This window comes from Aeromonas sp. FL131 (assembly GCF_049860615.1).
Lineage (GTDB): Bacteria > Pseudomonadota > Gammaproteobacteria > Enterobacterales > Aeromonadaceae > Aeromonas > Aeromonas hydrophila.
On sequence record NZ_CP187595.1, the window covers coordinates 2,279,296 to 2,293,851 of the forward strand.

General features: G+C 59.3%; 17 protein-coding genes. 1 reads left to right on the forward strand and 16 read right to left on the reverse strand.

Translation table 11 applies throughout. The features are described 5' to 3' along the window. Nucleotides 1–132 precede the first annotated feature (132 nt). The gene (locus tag ACPW75_RS10505; RefSeq protein WP_024946304.1) at nt 133–1,050 is read left to right on the forward strand and encodes an IS5 family transposase; all 918 of its coding nucleotides are present in this window, start codon (nt 133–135) and stop codon (nt 1,048–1,050) included. A gap of 140 nt (nt 1,051–1,190) precedes the next feature. Here the strand turns inward: ACPW75_RS10505 and ACPW75_RS10510 are convergent, their stop codons facing one another. The 16 genes from ACPW75_RS10510 to ACPW75_RS10585 form a co-directional block, all read right to left on the reverse strand. After that, a complete protein-coding gene (locus tag ACPW75_RS10510; RefSeq protein ID WP_143238987.1) occupies nt 1,191–2,798 on the reverse strand; it encodes a phage head spike fiber domain-containing protein in 1,608 nt (535 codons plus the stop codon). Nucleotides 2,799–2,810: 12 nt separating this feature from the next. Beyond that, nucleotides 2,811–3,488, reverse strand: a complete 678-nt coding sequence (locus ACPW75_RS10515) for a DUF6682 family protein (protein WP_077096189.1) — start codon at nt 3,486–3,488, stop codon at nt 2,811–2,813. A 9-nt stretch (nt 3,489–3,497) separates the two neighbouring features. Beyond that, complete coding sequence (locus ACPW75_RS10520; RefSeq protein ID WP_077096188.1) at nt 3,498–4,079, reverse strand: hypothetical protein; 582 nt, start codon at nt 4,077–4,079, stop codon at nt 3,498–3,500. A gap of 2 nt (nt 4,080–4,081) precedes the next feature. Next, nucleotides 4,082–4,522, reverse strand: a complete 441-nt coding sequence (locus ACPW75_RS10525) for a hypothetical protein (RefSeq protein WP_077096187.1) — start codon at nt 4,520–4,522, stop codon at nt 4,082–4,084. 61 nt (nt 4,523–4,583) lie between these two features. Beyond that, nucleotides 4,584–4,973, reverse strand: coding sequence for a hypothetical protein (locus ACPW75_RS10530; RefSeq protein ID WP_077096186.1), 390 nt, complete (start codon nt 4,971–4,973; stop codon nt 4,584–4,586). A 63-nt stretch (nt 4,974–5,036) separates the two neighbouring features. Further along, the gene (locus ACPW75_RS10535) at nt 5,037–6,254 is read right to left on the reverse strand and encodes a DUF4043 family protein (protein ID WP_425904451.1); all 1,218 of its coding nucleotides are present in this window, start codon (nt 6,252–6,254) and stop codon (nt 5,037–5,039) included. Nucleotides 6,255–6,325: 71 nt separating this feature from the next. Further along, nucleotides 6,326–7,264, reverse strand: coding sequence for a hypothetical protein (locus tag ACPW75_RS10540; RefSeq protein WP_077096185.1), 939 nt, complete (start codon nt 7,262–7,264; stop codon nt 6,326–6,328). 295 nt (nt 7,265–7,559) lie between these two features. Next, nucleotides 7,560–9,686, reverse strand: coding sequence for a portal protein (locus ACPW75_RS10545; protein WP_077096184.1), 2,127 nt, complete (start codon nt 9,684–9,686; stop codon nt 7,560–7,562). After that, nucleotides 9,686–11,383 carry a terminase gene (locus ACPW75_RS10550; RefSeq protein WP_143238986.1) on the reverse strand — a complete coding sequence of 566 codons (1,698 nt, stop codon included), beginning with the start codon at nt 11,381–11,383 and terminating at the stop codon, nt 9,686–9,688. Before ACPW75_RS10550 ends, ACPW75_RS10545 begins: the two co-directional genes overlap by 1 nt. Nucleotides 11,384–11,462: 79 nt before the next feature. Further along, nucleotides 11,463–11,960: a hypothetical protein gene (locus ACPW75_RS10555; protein WP_077096194.1), complete on the reverse strand. Its 498-nt coding sequence runs from the start codon at nt 11,958–11,960 to the stop codon at nt 11,463–11,465. Between the two features lie 40 nt (nt 11,961–12,000). Continuing rightward, on the reverse strand, nt 12,001–12,879 hold the full coding sequence (locus ACPW75_RS10560; protein WP_077096183.1) for a terminase: 879 nt from the start codon (nt 12,877–12,879) through the stop codon (nt 12,001–12,003). Beyond that, the gene (locus ACPW75_RS10565) at nt 12,880–13,041 is read right to left on the reverse strand and encodes a hypothetical protein (RefSeq protein ID WP_240687609.1); all 162 of its coding nucleotides are present in this window, start codon (nt 13,039–13,041) and stop codon (nt 12,880–12,882) included. 71 nt (nt 13,042–13,112) lie between these two features. After that, nucleotides 13,113–13,343 carry a hypothetical protein gene (locus tag ACPW75_RS10570; RefSeq protein WP_077096181.1) on the reverse strand — a complete coding sequence of 77 codons (231 nt, stop codon included), beginning with the start codon at nt 13,341–13,343 and terminating at the stop codon, nt 13,113–13,115. Nucleotide 13,344: 1 nt separating this feature from the next. Next, nucleotides 13,345–13,569: a hypothetical protein gene (locus ACPW75_RS10575; protein ID WP_042880547.1), complete on the reverse strand. Its 225-nt coding sequence runs from the start codon at nt 13,567–13,569 to the stop codon at nt 13,345–13,347. A gap of 55 nt (nt 13,570–13,624) precedes the next feature. Next, the gene (locus ACPW75_RS10580; RefSeq protein WP_077096180.1) at nt 13,625–14,107 is read right to left on the reverse strand and encodes a TIGR02594 family protein; all 483 of its coding nucleotides are present in this window, start codon (nt 14,105–14,107) and stop codon (nt 13,625–13,627) included. Then, nucleotides 14,107–14,421, reverse strand: a complete 315-nt coding sequence (locus ACPW75_RS10585) for a phage holin family protein (protein WP_042880552.1) — start codon at nt 14,419–14,421, stop codon at nt 14,107–14,109. Before ACPW75_RS10585 ends, ACPW75_RS10580 begins: the two co-directional genes overlap by 1 nt. Between the last annotated feature and the right edge of the window lie 135 nt (nt 14,422–14,556).

The window sequence follows — 14,556 nt, forward strand, 5'->3', positions numbered from 1 at the left end:
AATAACTGCAACGATGCGGCGGGGTGATAGAGGGCGCTGGTTTCAGGGTCTTTGAGGCCTTGTTGCTCAAATCGGGGAACTATCTGTCATCTCGGTGATCTGATCCTGTAGCGCAGTCTCCGAGAGCATCAGATGGGCAAGTCCAAGCACAAGATCAGCAACTGGCAGCAGTACAACCAAGCCTTGGTGCAACGCGGTTCGTTGACCATCTGGATGGACGAACAAGCCATTAAGCAGTGGCATTGCCTGGTCCACCATGGCCGCCGAGGGAGAGGTTTCCACTACAGTGACACCGCCATTGAGACGGCCCTGATGCTAAAAGGCTTGTTCAAGTTGCCGCTGCGGGCGCTAGAAGGCTTCATTAACTCGTTGTTCCAACTGATGGCGGTGCCTTTGCAGTCGCCGGACTATAGCTGTATCAGCAAGCGCGCCAAGACCGTCGACATCAAGTACCGCCTCCCCAGCCAAGGCCCGGTGGCTCACTTGGTCATTGATGCCACCGGCCTCAAGGTCTATGGCGAAGGCGAATGGAAAATTCGCAAACACGGCAAGGAGAAGCGACGAGTGTGGCGCAAGCTCCACTTGGCGGTGGATGCCACAACCCATGCGGTCATCGCTGCCGAAGTCAGCCTGGAGACGGTGGCGGATAACGAGGTGTTACCGACGTTGCTCAACCCCTTACGACGCAAGATAAAACAGGTCAGCGCCGATGGTGCGTATGACACCAAGGCCTGTCATGCGCTACTGAAGAAGAAGGGGGCGAAAGCCACCATACCGCCGAGAAAAAATGCGGCACCGTGGGAGGAAGACCATCCCCGCAACGAGGCGGTGACGGCGCTCAAGGCCGGTGAACTGAAGCAATGGAAGAAAGACTCCGGCTATCACCAGCGCTCGATAGCCGAGACCGCCATGTACCGGTTCAAGCAACTCATCGGGCCAACGCTGAGCCTGCGGAACTACAACGCCCAGGTGGGCGAAATCCTGGCTGGCGTGAAGGTGATGAACAAGCTGATAGGGCTTGGTATGCCTGTTCGCCAGCCAGTGAATTGAGTGGTATCAACGGGTTGGGGAACGGCCATCCAGCGACGGATTTGATCAACAACGCCGGTCTTTGATAAAGCCGGCGGCCAGCAGGGCTTTGGTCATGGCGGCTTGAGTGGCCGCCTTTAAGTTGAGGTCGATAAAGTCGGTCATCGGATTGCCCTCATCTGATCATCGGTTGGAGAGAAGAACCACGCTCTCAAATTACGAACGTGCCCATAAAAATCCCGATTACCAGGCGCTGGTGCACCACAAATATAAACTGGATCGTTATAGACTTTGGCGGGGTACCCCTGCCATTGCGATGCGACGTTTATTCCCTCTAGCCATCGCGATCTATCACTAAATCGCACAGCCAGCGTTTTTTTAACGCCAACAATATTTACCCCACCCCATGTGCCTGCATTCATATCAATGAATGCTCCCTTGTTGGCTGGGTCAGAAATCTCCAATACCCTGGGCCATGAATCTAACCCCTTACCCATTAATTTGACTTGGGCTGCAAAGGCCATGTTTATGTCGGACGGGACATTTCCTGATGGGGCCAAATACAAGATGTCCTTCGCTCGGGTAACAGCAGCTCCTGCGGTGGGGATATAGGAACTGGCAAACGGCAAGGCCTCCAACTGGACGCCGTAGACAAAAAACGATATTGGCGCAGACGCAGCTTGAATAACAAACGCTGAGTTAGTTCCAGCTGCGCGGGTTTGAGTTATCGAATAGCGTTTCCACTCTGTAGTTAATGTTACCCCCAATCCAATGGTTGCGTTGTGAATGCCAATGCGAACAACCTCCCCGCCAACGGCTCCGCGCAACCACACCGAGGTGGTGTAAACAGCGCCGTCAACTAGAGGGGATGATAGAGGTGGGTTTGTTCCCGTATATGCATTAACCGTGTCGATTCTGGTCGCGTCGTTTGCCCCAAACGGGCCTGTCTGATTATCTACCTTTGTCGCCCCAGCCCCGAACGGGGTAAACACATTGGAGTTTGTAACTATGTTTGAGCTTTGCCCCTCAATCAGCAGCCCTTCTTTCTCAAATCGCGGCTCATTCGCGGCAGCGGTTTTCAGCTGACCATCCTTGCCAATGTAGGTCGCTGTGGTGCTGCGGCTGAAATTCACCATCCTGGCCACCACATCCGACCCGACCAGCACATCCCGCCCATATCCTGTGATCAGGCGCAGGCTGTCAGAGAGCGGCGCCCACACATCCGGCAGTGGCAGAGCTGCAGCAGCCACAATCCCCGCCGCCCGGTCGGCCTCGGTGCCGGAGCGATCTGCTTCGGTCTTGGAGCGGTCTGCCTCGACCTTGGCGCGGGCCGCCTGACCCTCGCCATCGCTGGTCACCCTCTTCCATGGGATCAACTTGTGGGTGGTGCCGTCGGGGGCTGTCACAGTGATTTCGGCCGCATCGCTGGTAAACAGCTGCTGCACCATGTCGGATTGGCCCTGGTAGTAGGACAGCGAGGCATTTAGCTTGCGGGCAAACTCCGGGATAGAGTCAGAGAAGGTGGTGATCACCTCGTAGGCTTTGCCGGTACCGGTAACCCCACGAAACGCCTGCACCAAGAACAGCTCGGTGTTGGAAACCACATAATCAACCTCGTAAAGGTCAACCGTTGCCCCGGTGGTCATACAAAAAAGGTGGCCCTTGGCCACCCCGTTCTTGGCATCTGCAAAGGTGGTTCCGGTACCGGTCACCTTCTTGCTGCCGCTGGTGACAGCTACAGTGCCGTCACGCTTCCACAATCCTGCCATCTATGCGCCCCCTTACTGACCTGTCACCCGGTTAAAGCCGGCCTGCTGGCGGGCTTCCATATTGGCGTCAGCCTGGGTTTTCTCGCCCAGCTGCTGCAAGAATGCGTTGTAATGGCCGGCAGCACGGTTGCTGTTGGCAGCGTACTCAGCATCCTTGGAGAAACAGCGGTAGAGCATGAAGTCGATGATCGGGTTGATGTAGATATCATCCAGGTCGGCCAGCGCCGGCGTGTTGGCGCTCTCCACATCGGCCAGTTGCTTGGATTGCGGGGCGACCGAATAGATCACATCCACCTTGACCGCTTCGGCCGGGCCGGGATGCAGATAGAAGGTCTTGGGATCGCGATCTTCATAGCAGTAGTTATCAACTGATGTCGCTGTCTTGCCGGAGTGCCAATCTGGGTAGCTGTCATCCAACGCCTTGCGCGGCACGAAGCGAACCACCTTGCCGTTGGCATTGCGCAAGACTTCAATCAGGCGCAGGGCGTCAGCTGGCAGCGCCTGCTTGGTGCCGGCCGCGCAGATAAACTCGACGTTCTTGGTGTGAGCGTCAGGGCGAACCAGCACGATCGCCTTGGTGGCGTCGTTGTAGTAGTCCAGCAGCTCCTGTTTGGGCCAGCGGGTAAAAGTGGGATCGACTAGCAGGGTGTTGACCCGCTTGATGATGGTTGCAATGGACACGGTAGCCATGGCGACTCCTTAGAAAAAGCTGTGTTTGCGGGGTGGGTTGTAGAACTCAACTTGAGTCGGTGCGCTGTGCTGTTTCCTGAACCGGCCGGCACGTCGCCACCCTTCAACAAACTCGGCGCGATGGTAGTTGGCACGCTTTGGATCAGACCAGGGGCGGTCAGGCTGGGCGTAAAGCAGTGAGGCCACGCCGTGGGCAATGGCCTCTGAGTGGTCGGTGTAGAGCTGTGCTGGTAGTTCCTTGGCGCCTTTTACCGGGGCGGCTACGTACCAGATCCGCACATCATTGAGGTCGGTCAGGATGCTCAACTCATTTGCGGATAAGGCGAAGTAGTCACGCCCGGAGTCCAGTGGCACGCCATCAGCACCGGTGAGGTGCAGCACATTGCAGGAGGTAACCCCGTCCACATTGCACACTGCTTCCAGGCTACCGGCTGACGCTCTAGGAAGGAGGCGATCGAGGGTGATCAGCTCTGACTCACGGCAGAAGGTGATCGCCGTTTCGGTCACAGCCTCCTCCAGCAGCATCTCGAGCGGGCCGGTGATATGCAGCCTGACGGTAGGCAGGAACTGCTCGCGGGGCACCATCTGCATGATTACCCCTCCTGGCCAGCCGCCAGCTTGTCTTTCAGGGCGTCACGTACACGCAGCCGGTAGTCACCCACCTTCTCTTGAGGGGCTTGCGGCTCAACCTGCAAGTCCTCCCCCTCCACCAGGGTCGCCAGCTGGGCGCTGGTCATCTTGGTGAGGTCGCGGTCGCCGACCACAAAGCTTTGCTCTTCGGCCAGTCGGGCAGCTTCAGCAGCAAGGAGTTCCTGCTCATCGGCCTCAGCCTTGGCAATGGCCCCCTGCCGCTCCAGCTCATCGGCCAGCGCGTCATGGCGGATCCAGACGGTGGGGAACTCCAGCAACTGCATGGCGATGTGGCTCTCCACATCAACGGCGGTGTGGCGCGGGAACACCAGGCGGGATCCGGTGACGGTGTCTTTCTTGCTCGGCTTGTCGCCGATATAAACCACGGCAATTTTGTCACTCACAGCAATATCTCCAATCCAGAAATGAAAAAGCCCGGCGCAGGGCCGGGCGTGACGGGCAGCCTTACAGGTTGCCGATCACCTCATAGTGCAGCTTGAGCTTGACGGTTCCCGTTGCCGCACCACCGCCGATGGTGAGGGTGATCTCCTGGTCAGGTGCCGTCAGCAGGTCGTCAACTGGAATGTACTTGGCCACCGCCGTCACCGTGCCTTCGGCGTTGATGATGACGGTGTCGCCGATCTTGGCCGTAATAGTGGTACTCGCGCCCAGCGCAGTGCTGAACATCGTGACTCCCACCACTTTCAGGTTGGGCTCCACTTTGTCGCCAAACGCGACGACGTCGCCGGCCGGTACCGCCGCCAACTTGGCCATCAGGGTAGGAGAGATGGAAAGGTTGCCGAACGCACCGACAAACCAGCGGTACGCTTTGGCGACCAGGGTAGTTTTGGCCATGACATGGCTCCTTATTGGGTCTGATAAACAGGGAGGGGGCGCTTACCCCCTCTGGTTTAGGGCTTAGCGGCCGATGGGGCTCACTGCGGTATCCAGCACCATGCAGCCATGGTCTTGGATGTTGCCGTTGCGCTGCTTGAAGCGGATTTTCTGCAAACCGGACACCCAGTTGATGGAGAGCTCGGTCGCGTTGCCGTGGTCGGTTTTCTCTTCGTGCATACCGAAGGAGCCACCCTGCTCGCCAGAGCCGAAGGCATTGGCCAGCGCCTGGCCACCCAGCAGCACCGCGCGGTCGATGGTGGTACCGGCAACCTTGTCCACTTCAACCCCGGTCGCGGAGTTGGTCGCGCACACCTTGACGGCGCTGCCTTGGTTGAAGCGGATCGGCATGCCCTTGTACTGCTTGACCAAGATGCCCCGCCACATCGCACCTTCACCACGGAAGATGGGGTGCTTCCAGCCATTGGCGCGCTCTGCCACCGCGGCCAGCATGGCATTCCAGTCTTTACCGGAGCTGGAGGTGTAGAAGTCGTGCCATTGGCGCGGGGTGACGTAGAGCACATAGAGCGGCTCGCCGCCGGAGGGGTCTGCCACCATGCGGATCGGTTGAATGGGGTTGGCCATCTCGGACAGATAGAGCGCCATGTTGTCCACGCAGCCGAGATTGAACCGGTCCGCGGCGTCGATGGCTTCGAAGGTGGTAGCATCCCCGCCGAAGAAGTGGCGCTCGTAGGTCGGCGCGGTCAGCGGGTTGATCATGATCTCCGAAAACTCGGGATCATCAGCCAGCGGCAGGATGATGTCGGTTGCCGAGTAATCGCCGCGAGCTCCGGCCAGCTGGGCAAAACCGCGCTGGTCAACCAGGCGGCCGTAGTAGCCATCACCCAACAGCACGCGAGCCGTCTTGATCAAGTCGTGCTTGGTGCGCTTCTGGCTCATCTTGCCGCCGGCATCCACACCATGGCGGGTCTGGTTGATCTTGAGCGAGAAGTCGGCGAAGGACATGCTCTCCAGACGTCCAGCCAGCTTCTTGTCACCCATGGTCGGGCGGCCAGACAGTTGGTGGAACAGCTGCATGTCTACTTCTTCGCCCGCCCCCTTGCTGAGATCAGTGATGCGGACCACCGGAGCACCGGCGCTGGTCTGCTTGCCGCCGTTGACTTTGGCGCCCTTGGGGGCCTCTTCGGTCAGCATGTTCACCAGCGAGTGGGAACGGTTGGCCGTCGTAAACAGGGCGGCCTGCATAATCTTGTTGGCTTGAGCCGAGGTGACTTGGGTCATGATCCTCTCCTACATGAAAATAAAAACCCCGACACAGTGGTCGGGGTTGGCTTGTTTAGATGGGTTGTGGGTTAAAGCCCGGACTGTTCCAGCAGGGCGTCAATCTGGGCGTCGGTCATGTTGCCGAACTCCCCGACCAGCTCGGTCTGGGACATGGCGCTATAACGCTCAACACCGGTAGCCGGCGCGTGATGGGTTTGGCCCAAGGCTGATGGACTGGACGGGATGTGGTCAGTAGGCTTTTCCGCTTCCTTGCTGGGTGCCTTAGCGGGAGGTGGCGCGGTGTCCACGGCATCGCCAAAGGCCAGTTTGGTACGGCGAGCAGCCTCTGCGAATCGCTCATCCAGCGACTTGGCTTGCCACGCTGGGTCAGCCTGGAGCTTTTCATCGACGATGATGGCGAAGTCGAAACGGTCCTGGTCCTTTTCCCGCCAGCTCACCAGATCAGGTACCGCCTGCAGTGCGGCCTGCACCGGGGTGAGTGTGGGTTGAACCTGCTGCGGGGCTGCTTGTGGCTCCAGCTTTTGGAGCTTACGAGCAATGGCTGCGATGGACTTGCCGAGATCGGGGTAGTCCTGCGCCAACTGCTCGAGCTCCTCCTGACTGATGTCGTCGGGGTCCACATCGGGGTTGATCCCGTGCTTCTCCATCAGCGCCTGCAGTTTGTCCCGTTCAGCCTGGGCCTGCTGCGATAATGCCAACTGCTCACGCAGTTGCTTGGCTTCATTGCGCGCCTGCTCCAGCACTTCATACGGGATGGTGTGTTGACCATTCTTGGCCAGGATCACCTTCTCAGGCTCCGTGGCCCCTTCACCGCCCTGCTCGGTGCTGGCTTGTTCGTGACCGGCTGCCACCTCGCCCGCCGACGGCGCGGGTTGCTCTACGTCCGTTTGCTTGGTGCCAGTGCCATTATCCAGCTCGGCATCGGGCTCGCGCTCGATCGCCTCCAGCATGGCTTCCAGTTCGTCCAGGCTTTCAGTCCCGGTCAGGTTGTCGATGTTCGTATCCATGGTTGTCCTCGTGGGTTTTCAGTGGGTGGTATCGCTGCCCAAGCGGGGGAAGGTTCTCTGAAAGAGCGCTCCCCGGCTGGGGCTGGGCACAAAAAAACCAGCTCGAGGCTGGTTATAAAAAAGCCCGCGGAAGGCGGGCAATGGCATAAGCACGGGAGTTGCTACACTCAAATGAGACAGTACCGAAGATGGAAGGCAGGCTCTACTGTCATTTCTACCAACGAAAAAGGCCCAATCTCGAGAGACTGGGCCATGTTGGAGAAATCGTAACGCTGGGCGATCAGGAAAGCAACTATCAGAGCGCGATCGCGTCTATCTGCTGCTGAATGGTGTCCAACAGCTGAGCCTGCATGGCTGCCTGCTCGGTCTGCATCGCCTCCTGCTGGGCTGCCAGCTGCTCCATCTCCTGCAGCGTCTTGCCGGTCTGGGCCTGCTTGAGGGCGTCCTCGAAGCGGATGGAGTCGGTAAGCTTGGCGATGCGCTGGGCCTCTGCCTGCCACTTGGCGGCCTTGCCTTCCAACTCTGCCAGCTTGGCCTGCATCTCGCGCATTGCCAGCTCCTGCTGCATCTGGGCCTGCTGAGCCTGCAGCTCTGCTGCGGCACGCTCCTCATCGTTCATTTCCTCCGGGTCTTTCTGGATGTTCAGGGCATTGCGGATCCGCTCCACAAACTCGGCCTTGCGCGGTACATCCATCAGCTCGACCAGCAGGTCAAAGCATGCTGCTGCGGCCTCTGGCGGCAACTGGGCCATAGCCTGGGTCATCCGTTCGGCCAGCTGCTGCTTGTAAGCGGCGGTTTGCTGGATCGGCGCCAGGGCGATATGAGCTCGCAGCCTGGTCACGTCGTTGGTCAGCTTGCCATCCTCTTGCTCCACGTTGAGGACCACCGCTTTGCGCCGGCGCGGATCGTCACGGTTCACCGTCACCTTGTAGTTGCGCTTGTTGGCCATATCCTCCAGCAGGTATGCCAGAGCCAGCTGCCCCACCTGCTGGCAGCCCATTCGGTAGTTGTCGTTGATCTCGGAGAGTGTCGTAGCGCCCTGCTCTACCAGGTTGCTGATGGCCACCCCTGACTGGCCGGTTGAGCCCTGCCCCAAGAAGGCCGCATAAACCCCCATGGTGTCCTGGATCAGTTTCACCGAGTCTTGCATCACCTGGAACTGCTGGGCCGCCACGTTGAAGTCCTGCTCAACCTTGAAGGCGTCGCTCACGCTGGTCTTGTTGGCGCGGTCCGGGTTGAGCTCGATATAGCCATCCGGGCGCTCAACCTGCTCAAGCACTTGATCCCGGCTCATGTTCGTGGCATCCTTGTCCATGATGACGCGCTTGGCCTGCAGCAAGAACGTCAGCTTGATTCGCCGCAGGTTAACCTCGTCTTGCGCCGGCATGGCCCGAGCAATCAGGCCGTATGGCTCACCGGTGCGGTCTTTCCGGTATCCCCAGAACGGCACCAGCGGATACATGTTGTGGGGCGCAGTACAGGGACGGTCAACCAGATGATGGGGGCCGACAAACCAGGACTCCCGGATCACGGCCACCGGGCAGCGTTCCAGCCTGGCCCGGCCCATGGCGAGCGCGGCCAGGTGCAACTGATTGGTCTTGTCGTACTCCAGCGCCCGGCCAGAATCGAGCATCAGCACCTGCCGCATGGTATAGGTGCGGTAGTAGACCACCTGCAGCAACACCCGATCCCGCTCACGGCTGCACCACTCCACCTCCTTACCACTGAACTGGCTCCATTCGTCGTAAGCGCTGACCAGGTTGGGGTCGAGCCCCTCTACGGCGCTCAAGCTGACAACCCCCGCCCAGTCATTCACGCCCCACTCCAACGCTTGAGCCTTGCTCGGGAACATGGTCTTGGCCTCATCCAGATCGACCCAGCGGCGGCGCATCAGCCAGCGGCAGTCGCTCAGGTCCGGCTCTCGGCTGTGCCAGTCCCAATAGACCTCATCACGATGGACGTTACTGAACTTGTAGCGCGGACCGAACGGGTCATCGCGCCGGCAGACCTCCACCCAGCCCATGCCGGTCTTTATCTGGCCGCCGTAGGCCTCGCCTCGGGCGCGATCCAGTCCGCCCAGGCGGCACATGTCGGCGTATTCGGCATTGACGGCCTCGGCCAGCTGCTCGAGCTCATCGTCGTGGTCGTCGGCGATCACCATCAGATCGGTGCGGCTCTTGGCCTCCATCCCCAGCACGCCATCAATAGTCGGGGCGATGAGGTTGTGGATAGTGATGGGCTGGCCCCGCTCCTTGAGCACCTTGACCACCTCAGGGGGCAGTTGGTCCCCGTCGTAGTAGGCGCAAGCCCGGTTCGCCATTGAGCGCCAGTCAGGCTGGCCGTTGATATCGCTCATCAATTTGAGCAGTCGCGGGGTATCGAGGCCACCTTTCTCAGGGGCCTTGGGTTGGGCGTTGATCATCAGTTGGCCATCCAGTGCTTGGGTTTGCGGGAGGTTTCGGGTTTGACGATGCGGGCCGGCATCCGGGCGCGCATCTCTTGGGCAATCATGTAGCTCATCAGCTGGTCGTCGTAGCAGCCGTCCTGGGCGTTCATGCTGCCGCTCTTGTCGTAGACGTAGGTGGTTGCCTCGTGAACGGTGCCTATCCAGCGGATCCCGGACTGCCCGGCACGCAGCAGGGCCTTGAGGCCATCAACCAGGATCGGCTTGGACTGCCTGGTAGTGAGCCAGCCGAGGCGCGGCGTCTCGTCGTCGCGGTCCCGGTCGAGGTGCTCCTGGGTGTAGATGCGCCGGGTCGGGTAGATCTCACGGAGCTTGAGCAGCACGGCGTGACCGTGGTTGTTGCGCTCCGGGCCGATGTAGGCCGGGCCATGCTCTGCGGTACCGTAGAAGCGGCCGACGTGGGCCAGCAACTGGGCAAACAACCCAGGATCGAGGTGCCCGAACCAGTGGGCCACCTGCCGGCCGTCGCTCTTGGCGGTCACGTCGAGGCTTGAACGGTCGCCGTGCTCCAGCCCTTCCGCCACGTCGGCGCCGATGGCGTAATCCTCGTCAGGGTCTGGCAGCTCCCAGACCAGCAGCATGTTCTCGAGGGAGCGCTGCCCCTGCTCGTCCAGCTTCTCTGGCTTGCGCGCCTTCTCCCGCTTGCCGGTCCCCGGGTCGATGTCGTAGACGATGAGCGGGGCCATGCAATCGCCCTCTGCATCCATGGTATGGATGGGGTCGAACACCCGGCGCCCAGAGGTCAGGAAGGCCTCCAGCGGCGTGCTGGGGAACTCCTGCTTCATCTCGGCACCCAGAGTGGACTCTTTCAGCACGTACCACTGCCGCTGCTCGTCGGTAATGGTGCAATCCATCGCCTTCTCGACCGCGGCGAAATACTCTGCCTGGGTCTTGCTCATCACAACGCCGGATGCCGGCACGTCGGCACGATACTTGGGGTCCTGCCACCAGGCGAAGAAGTGGAACTTCCAGTCGAGCTGGCTGAGCTCACCGGAGGCCCGGGCCAGCTCGAGGGACTTCATGCTCATGGCGTGGAAGTCGCCGCCCACGCCCTCTGCCGTTGATTCGATGAAGGCCACGGCGCCCGGGTGGATTGCCTGCAGGGTACCGGTGCGCACTTCCTTGGCCTTCTCGGGGTACTTGGCGCAAATCTTCCCGTGCTCGGAGACATGCAAGCGCTGGACGGTACCGGAGCGGAAGGAGGTGGCCACCTGAATGCTGGAGCCATGACGGAACAGGATGTGCCCGCCATTCGCCCCGCCCCGCCGGGTCACCACCTTGAATTGGGCCTTGAGCCAGCCCGGCAGGTTATCGAACGGGACTTCAATCTTGGTGCGGTAGATCTCGCCGGCGGCCGTCAGGTCCTGGGCGATGATCCCGCACTTGATGTTCTTGTTGAACAGCGCCTCGTCCAGCAGGTAGATATCGATGGCGGTGGAGAACCCGAGCTGGCGTGCCTTGAGGATGATGTTCAGGTACCACATGGTCCGAAACAGCAGCTCCTGTGCCGGGCGCAACCGGAAGCGCACCAGCTTGCCCTGTTCGTTCTCGATCATGTAGAGGTTGTTCATCCGCCACCACTTATCGCTGAGCTTCGAGCGGATGTAGGCCATCTGCTCCTGCTCAGTCATGGCGGAGGTATCGAGTTCTGTCATTGGTGAATCTCAGGCAATAAAAAACCCGCCGAAGCGGGTTGGAATTATATCTATAAAAGTTAATTTTTATGGATAACCGTCAAACCAAACGCCACCCATCAATTTTTGAAAAATCAAGATACCTCTTCATCTTCAACTCCAAGGACTTAAGCTTCATTTCAAAAAGAGGGAATGATTCATTATATGCAGCCAACAGAGCTAGCAGGTCACTACGGTCCTCTAAATTCAGCGCGTCGCACTCCACGCGTCTTTTTATGTAATAGGACATTGTGCTTCCATGCTGTTGCATCTCACCAAGAATTTCATATACACCACTCTCGGCATCAAAGAGGAACTGTGATTCTCTATATGCTTTCGTAAAAGACATTGCCTTTTCTTTTATGCTCTTAACGCTTTCCTCGGAATGCTCTAGCCATAATGCCTGATAGTAATCGAGCGCAGTCAAATATATCGAAAAGCGTTTATTATAAAGGTCCAGCCTTGTTTTGGCGCTTGCAATTCTCATCTGTGAAAATGCAACCAAACAAGTGCAGGTGGTAAGAATCAAAATAGCGATATTCATATACTCTGTTTTCATGAATATTTTCCCAGCTGATAGAAGCGCAATCATAACAAATTTATTTCGGATTCATCAGCCCCCCAGTCCCCATCCCCTGCAGCTCAGTCACCATCTCACTGACGGGCGTTGCCTCGCTGCCACCATCCTTCTCGAGCCGGTCTGCCTCGGCGGTCAGCTTACGAGTTGCAGCCCGGATGCGACGGGTATCCTCCTCGATCTTTGGTACGTTTACGGCATCAACCATCAGGGCGCTCAGGGTCCGCTCGATGGACTCAATCCGCTGGATGTTCCGGTCGAGGGCTTGCTCGGCTTTCAGGATCTTGTCATAGAGCGCTATCCGGTCGGTCATCTCGGTGGCGGTGACCAGGTCCTGCTGCAGCCCCTTGAGCAGCTTGGTGACGGAGATAACGCGCGCCCGAGTGAACTCCAGCTCATCACGTAGCTGCAGCTCGCGGGCCTGGTCGAACAGCTCCTCTGCATCGAGGAACTTGGCGTAACCACCGTGGGTCTTGGCTATCTGCATGCCGGGCTTGATGTTGGCGGGCGGGTTCGGGTTGCCTTCATACTCGCCTCGGACGAAGCGGCCAGCACCATCCCGCCCTTTGTTTTTCGAGGTCTGGTCCGGCTCGGGCTGAGATTGTGTGGATGAGGATGACTTCTCCCCTCTTCCCTCTCCCCCTTTCGCCTTGGCCTCATTCCCTTTGGCTTGCGCACTTTGCGCAGATTGCGCAGTTTTGCGCACTTCGGAATGCGCAGTTTGCGCAGCTACGCGAGATTTATCAGGTTGCGCAGGGGATTGCCCCCGGGATTTCAAATAGCGACGCGCCGAGTTGTAGTTCAGGCCGCGGCTGTCACACCAGTCTTTCGCACTGATGCCTGTCGCTTCATGCTCTTGCAGGAACTCTGCATTGAGCTGTGCCCAGTCGGTCTTTGCCATTTAGATGGATAGCTCGCCTTCAACGATGGCATCACCAGGTACTGGCTCATGGGTTGCCGGTACCACGACGGAGACGCCGGTGTTCAGGACGACCAGGGCATGACAACCGTCATACTTCACCACGTTGGTGATCACCCCGGTCACGGTAATGCCATTAACCACTGCATCGCTCCAATGCATCGAGATAGTCCAGTAGGTCAGCTGTGGATTCCCCAGAAAGACAAACCCCGCCGTTATTGGCGGGGCTCCATGTCAGCCTGGGGCTTGGTGGCGGGCAGTTTGCTGGTTGACTCGGGGACGACTGGCAACTGGCCAGAAACAGCACCGAAGCGCTCAGCAAAGCGCCCTTGTGGATCAGCATGATTCTTGTCATGGCTTTCCTGCACCTTCCTTGCCCTCTCCTGCTTAAGCCAACGGCCCAGAAGGGCCGTTAGAATATCGAGCAGTTCGAGCAGGCCGTTCATGCTATTGCTTCCTCGCCTTCTCAGCCGGCAGGTTCATTGCCAGCTTGTCCAGCACCTTGGTCAGGCCGACCAGAAAGGCTTGCACCTTTCCGATAACCTCGTCGTCCCGAGTGGACGGGGTGACGGCTGCGATCTTGGCCAGCCCCTGTACCACCATGGACGCGCCGCCCACTACAGCCATCAGGATGACAATCCAGTTGATGACCACCTCAACGATGTGCTCCATCGCGCTCTCCTCTCTGCTGTTACCGGTCGCCCGGCGATATTGGCAAGGCTTTCGCCTATACCTCTGACTTCGAGAACTCGGCCGCGGCCATCACCGGCAGCTCACCCGTCGGTACTGGTTCACCGGCTGGCCAGCGGTATGCTGTCACCCGGGAGCGCGGAAAAGCCTTCACGTTCACGGCATCCGCTTGGTTACCGCCCAGCACCAGCAGATTGCCGGCTTTGTCCTGCCCCACTACGAACCCGACGTGCCCGCCACCATCCCGGGAGAACACAACCACACAGCCTGCAACCGGCGCTTCCAGCTTCTCCCCCCAGGAGGCATAGGAACGCGCCCCCTCAAACCGGGTAGACTGAATGCCGACCCGCTCCAGGCATGCCCCGACAAAGGCGGCACACCACGGGGTTTCATCATCACGGATACCGCCCCGCTTGATTGCTTTCCACATCGCCACGATCTCGGGGTTGTGCTGCGGCCCCTTGATCTCCGTCAGCCCGATATGCCGGCGGGCCTCTGCCACCCAACGCATTTGCGCCATCACTCCTTTCCTCCCATCCAGCCGGTTGCCCGGCGCTCATACAACTCCAGGGCCTTAGACCCCATCAAGCCAGCCAAGCCGGCCATGAAGCCACACAGGGGCAATGGGGCCGCGATGTACCAGCTCAGCAGCATGGTCAGCATGCCGGCGAACCCTGACACCACCACCTGCAGCAGCGCCTCGGCCCACCGGAACTGTCTTCCCTCGCGTTTCACCGTCTGTATGTAGGTCACCAATCCGCCCCACACGCTCAACCCGCCGAATGCCAGATAGGCGAGCACGCTGTAGTTCTGTGGATCCTTGTCAGGCGTCATCGCCCCTCCAGAAACGACAAAGCCCGCACGAGGCGGGCCAGAAATGAAAAAGGCCAGGGTCACGGGGACTCTGGCCATCTTTGAGCAATACTAACGCTGGGGCGGCGTGGATTCAACCAGCGCGCGACTGTCGGA

Excerpts from the sequence above, each read along its gene's own strand:
- ACPW75_RS10505 (WP_024946304.1), top strand. The coding sequence starts at position 133 with ATGGGCAAGTCCAAGCACAAGATCAGCAACTGGCAGCAGTACAACCAA.
- ACPW75_RS10510 (WP_143238987.1), bottom strand. The coding sequence starts at position 2,798 with ATGGCAGGATTGTGGAAGCGTGACGGCACTGTAGCTGTCACCAGCGGC.
- ACPW75_RS10515 (WP_077096189.1), bottom strand. The coding sequence starts at position 3,488 with ATGGCTACCGTGTCCATTGCAACCATCATCAAGCGGGTCAACACCCTG.
- ACPW75_RS10520 (WP_077096188.1), bottom strand. The coding sequence starts at position 4,079 with ATGCAGATGGTGCCCCGCGAGCAGTTCCTGCCTACCGTCAGGCTGCAT.
- ACPW75_RS10530 (WP_077096186.1), bottom strand. The coding sequence starts at position 4,973 with ATGGCCAAAACTACCCTGGTCGCCAAAGCGTACCGCTGGTTTGTCGGT.
- ACPW75_RS10535 (WP_425904451.1), bottom strand. The coding sequence starts at position 6,254 with ATGACCCAAGTCACCTCGGCTCAAGCCAACAAGATTATGCAGGCCGCC.
- ACPW75_RS10540 (WP_077096185.1), bottom strand. The coding sequence starts at position 7,264 with ATGGATACGAACATCGACAACCTGACCGGGACTGAAAGCCTGGACGAA.
- ACPW75_RS10545 (WP_077096184.1), bottom strand. The coding sequence starts at position 9,686 with ATGATCAACGCCCAACCCAAGGCCCCTGAGAAAGGTGGCCTCGATACC.
- ACPW75_RS10550 (WP_143238986.1), bottom strand. The coding sequence starts at position 11,383 with ATGACAGAACTCGATACCTCCGCCATGACTGAGCAGGAGCAGATGGCC.
- ACPW75_RS10555 (WP_077096194.1), bottom strand. The coding sequence starts at position 11,960 with ATGAAAACAGAGTATATGAATATCGCTATTTTGATTCTTACCACCTGC.
- ACPW75_RS10560 (WP_077096183.1), bottom strand. The coding sequence starts at position 12,879 with ATGGCAAAGACCGACTGGGCACAGCTCAATGCAGAGTTCCTGCAAGAG.
- ACPW75_RS10570 (WP_077096181.1), bottom strand. The coding sequence starts at position 13,343 with ATGAACGGCCTGCTCGAACTGCTCGATATTCTAACGGCCCTTCTGGGC.
- ACPW75_RS10575 (WP_042880547.1), bottom strand. The coding sequence starts at position 13,569 with ATGGAGCACATCGTTGAGGTGGTCATCAACTGGATTGTCATCCTGATG.
- ACPW75_RS10580 (WP_077096180.1), bottom strand. The coding sequence starts at position 14,107 with ATGGCGCAAATGCGTTGGGTGGCAGAGGCCCGCCGGCATATCGGGCTG.
- ACPW75_RS10585 (WP_042880552.1), bottom strand. The coding sequence starts at position 14,421 with ATGACGCCTGACAAGGATCCACAGAACTACAGCGTGCTCGCCTATCTG.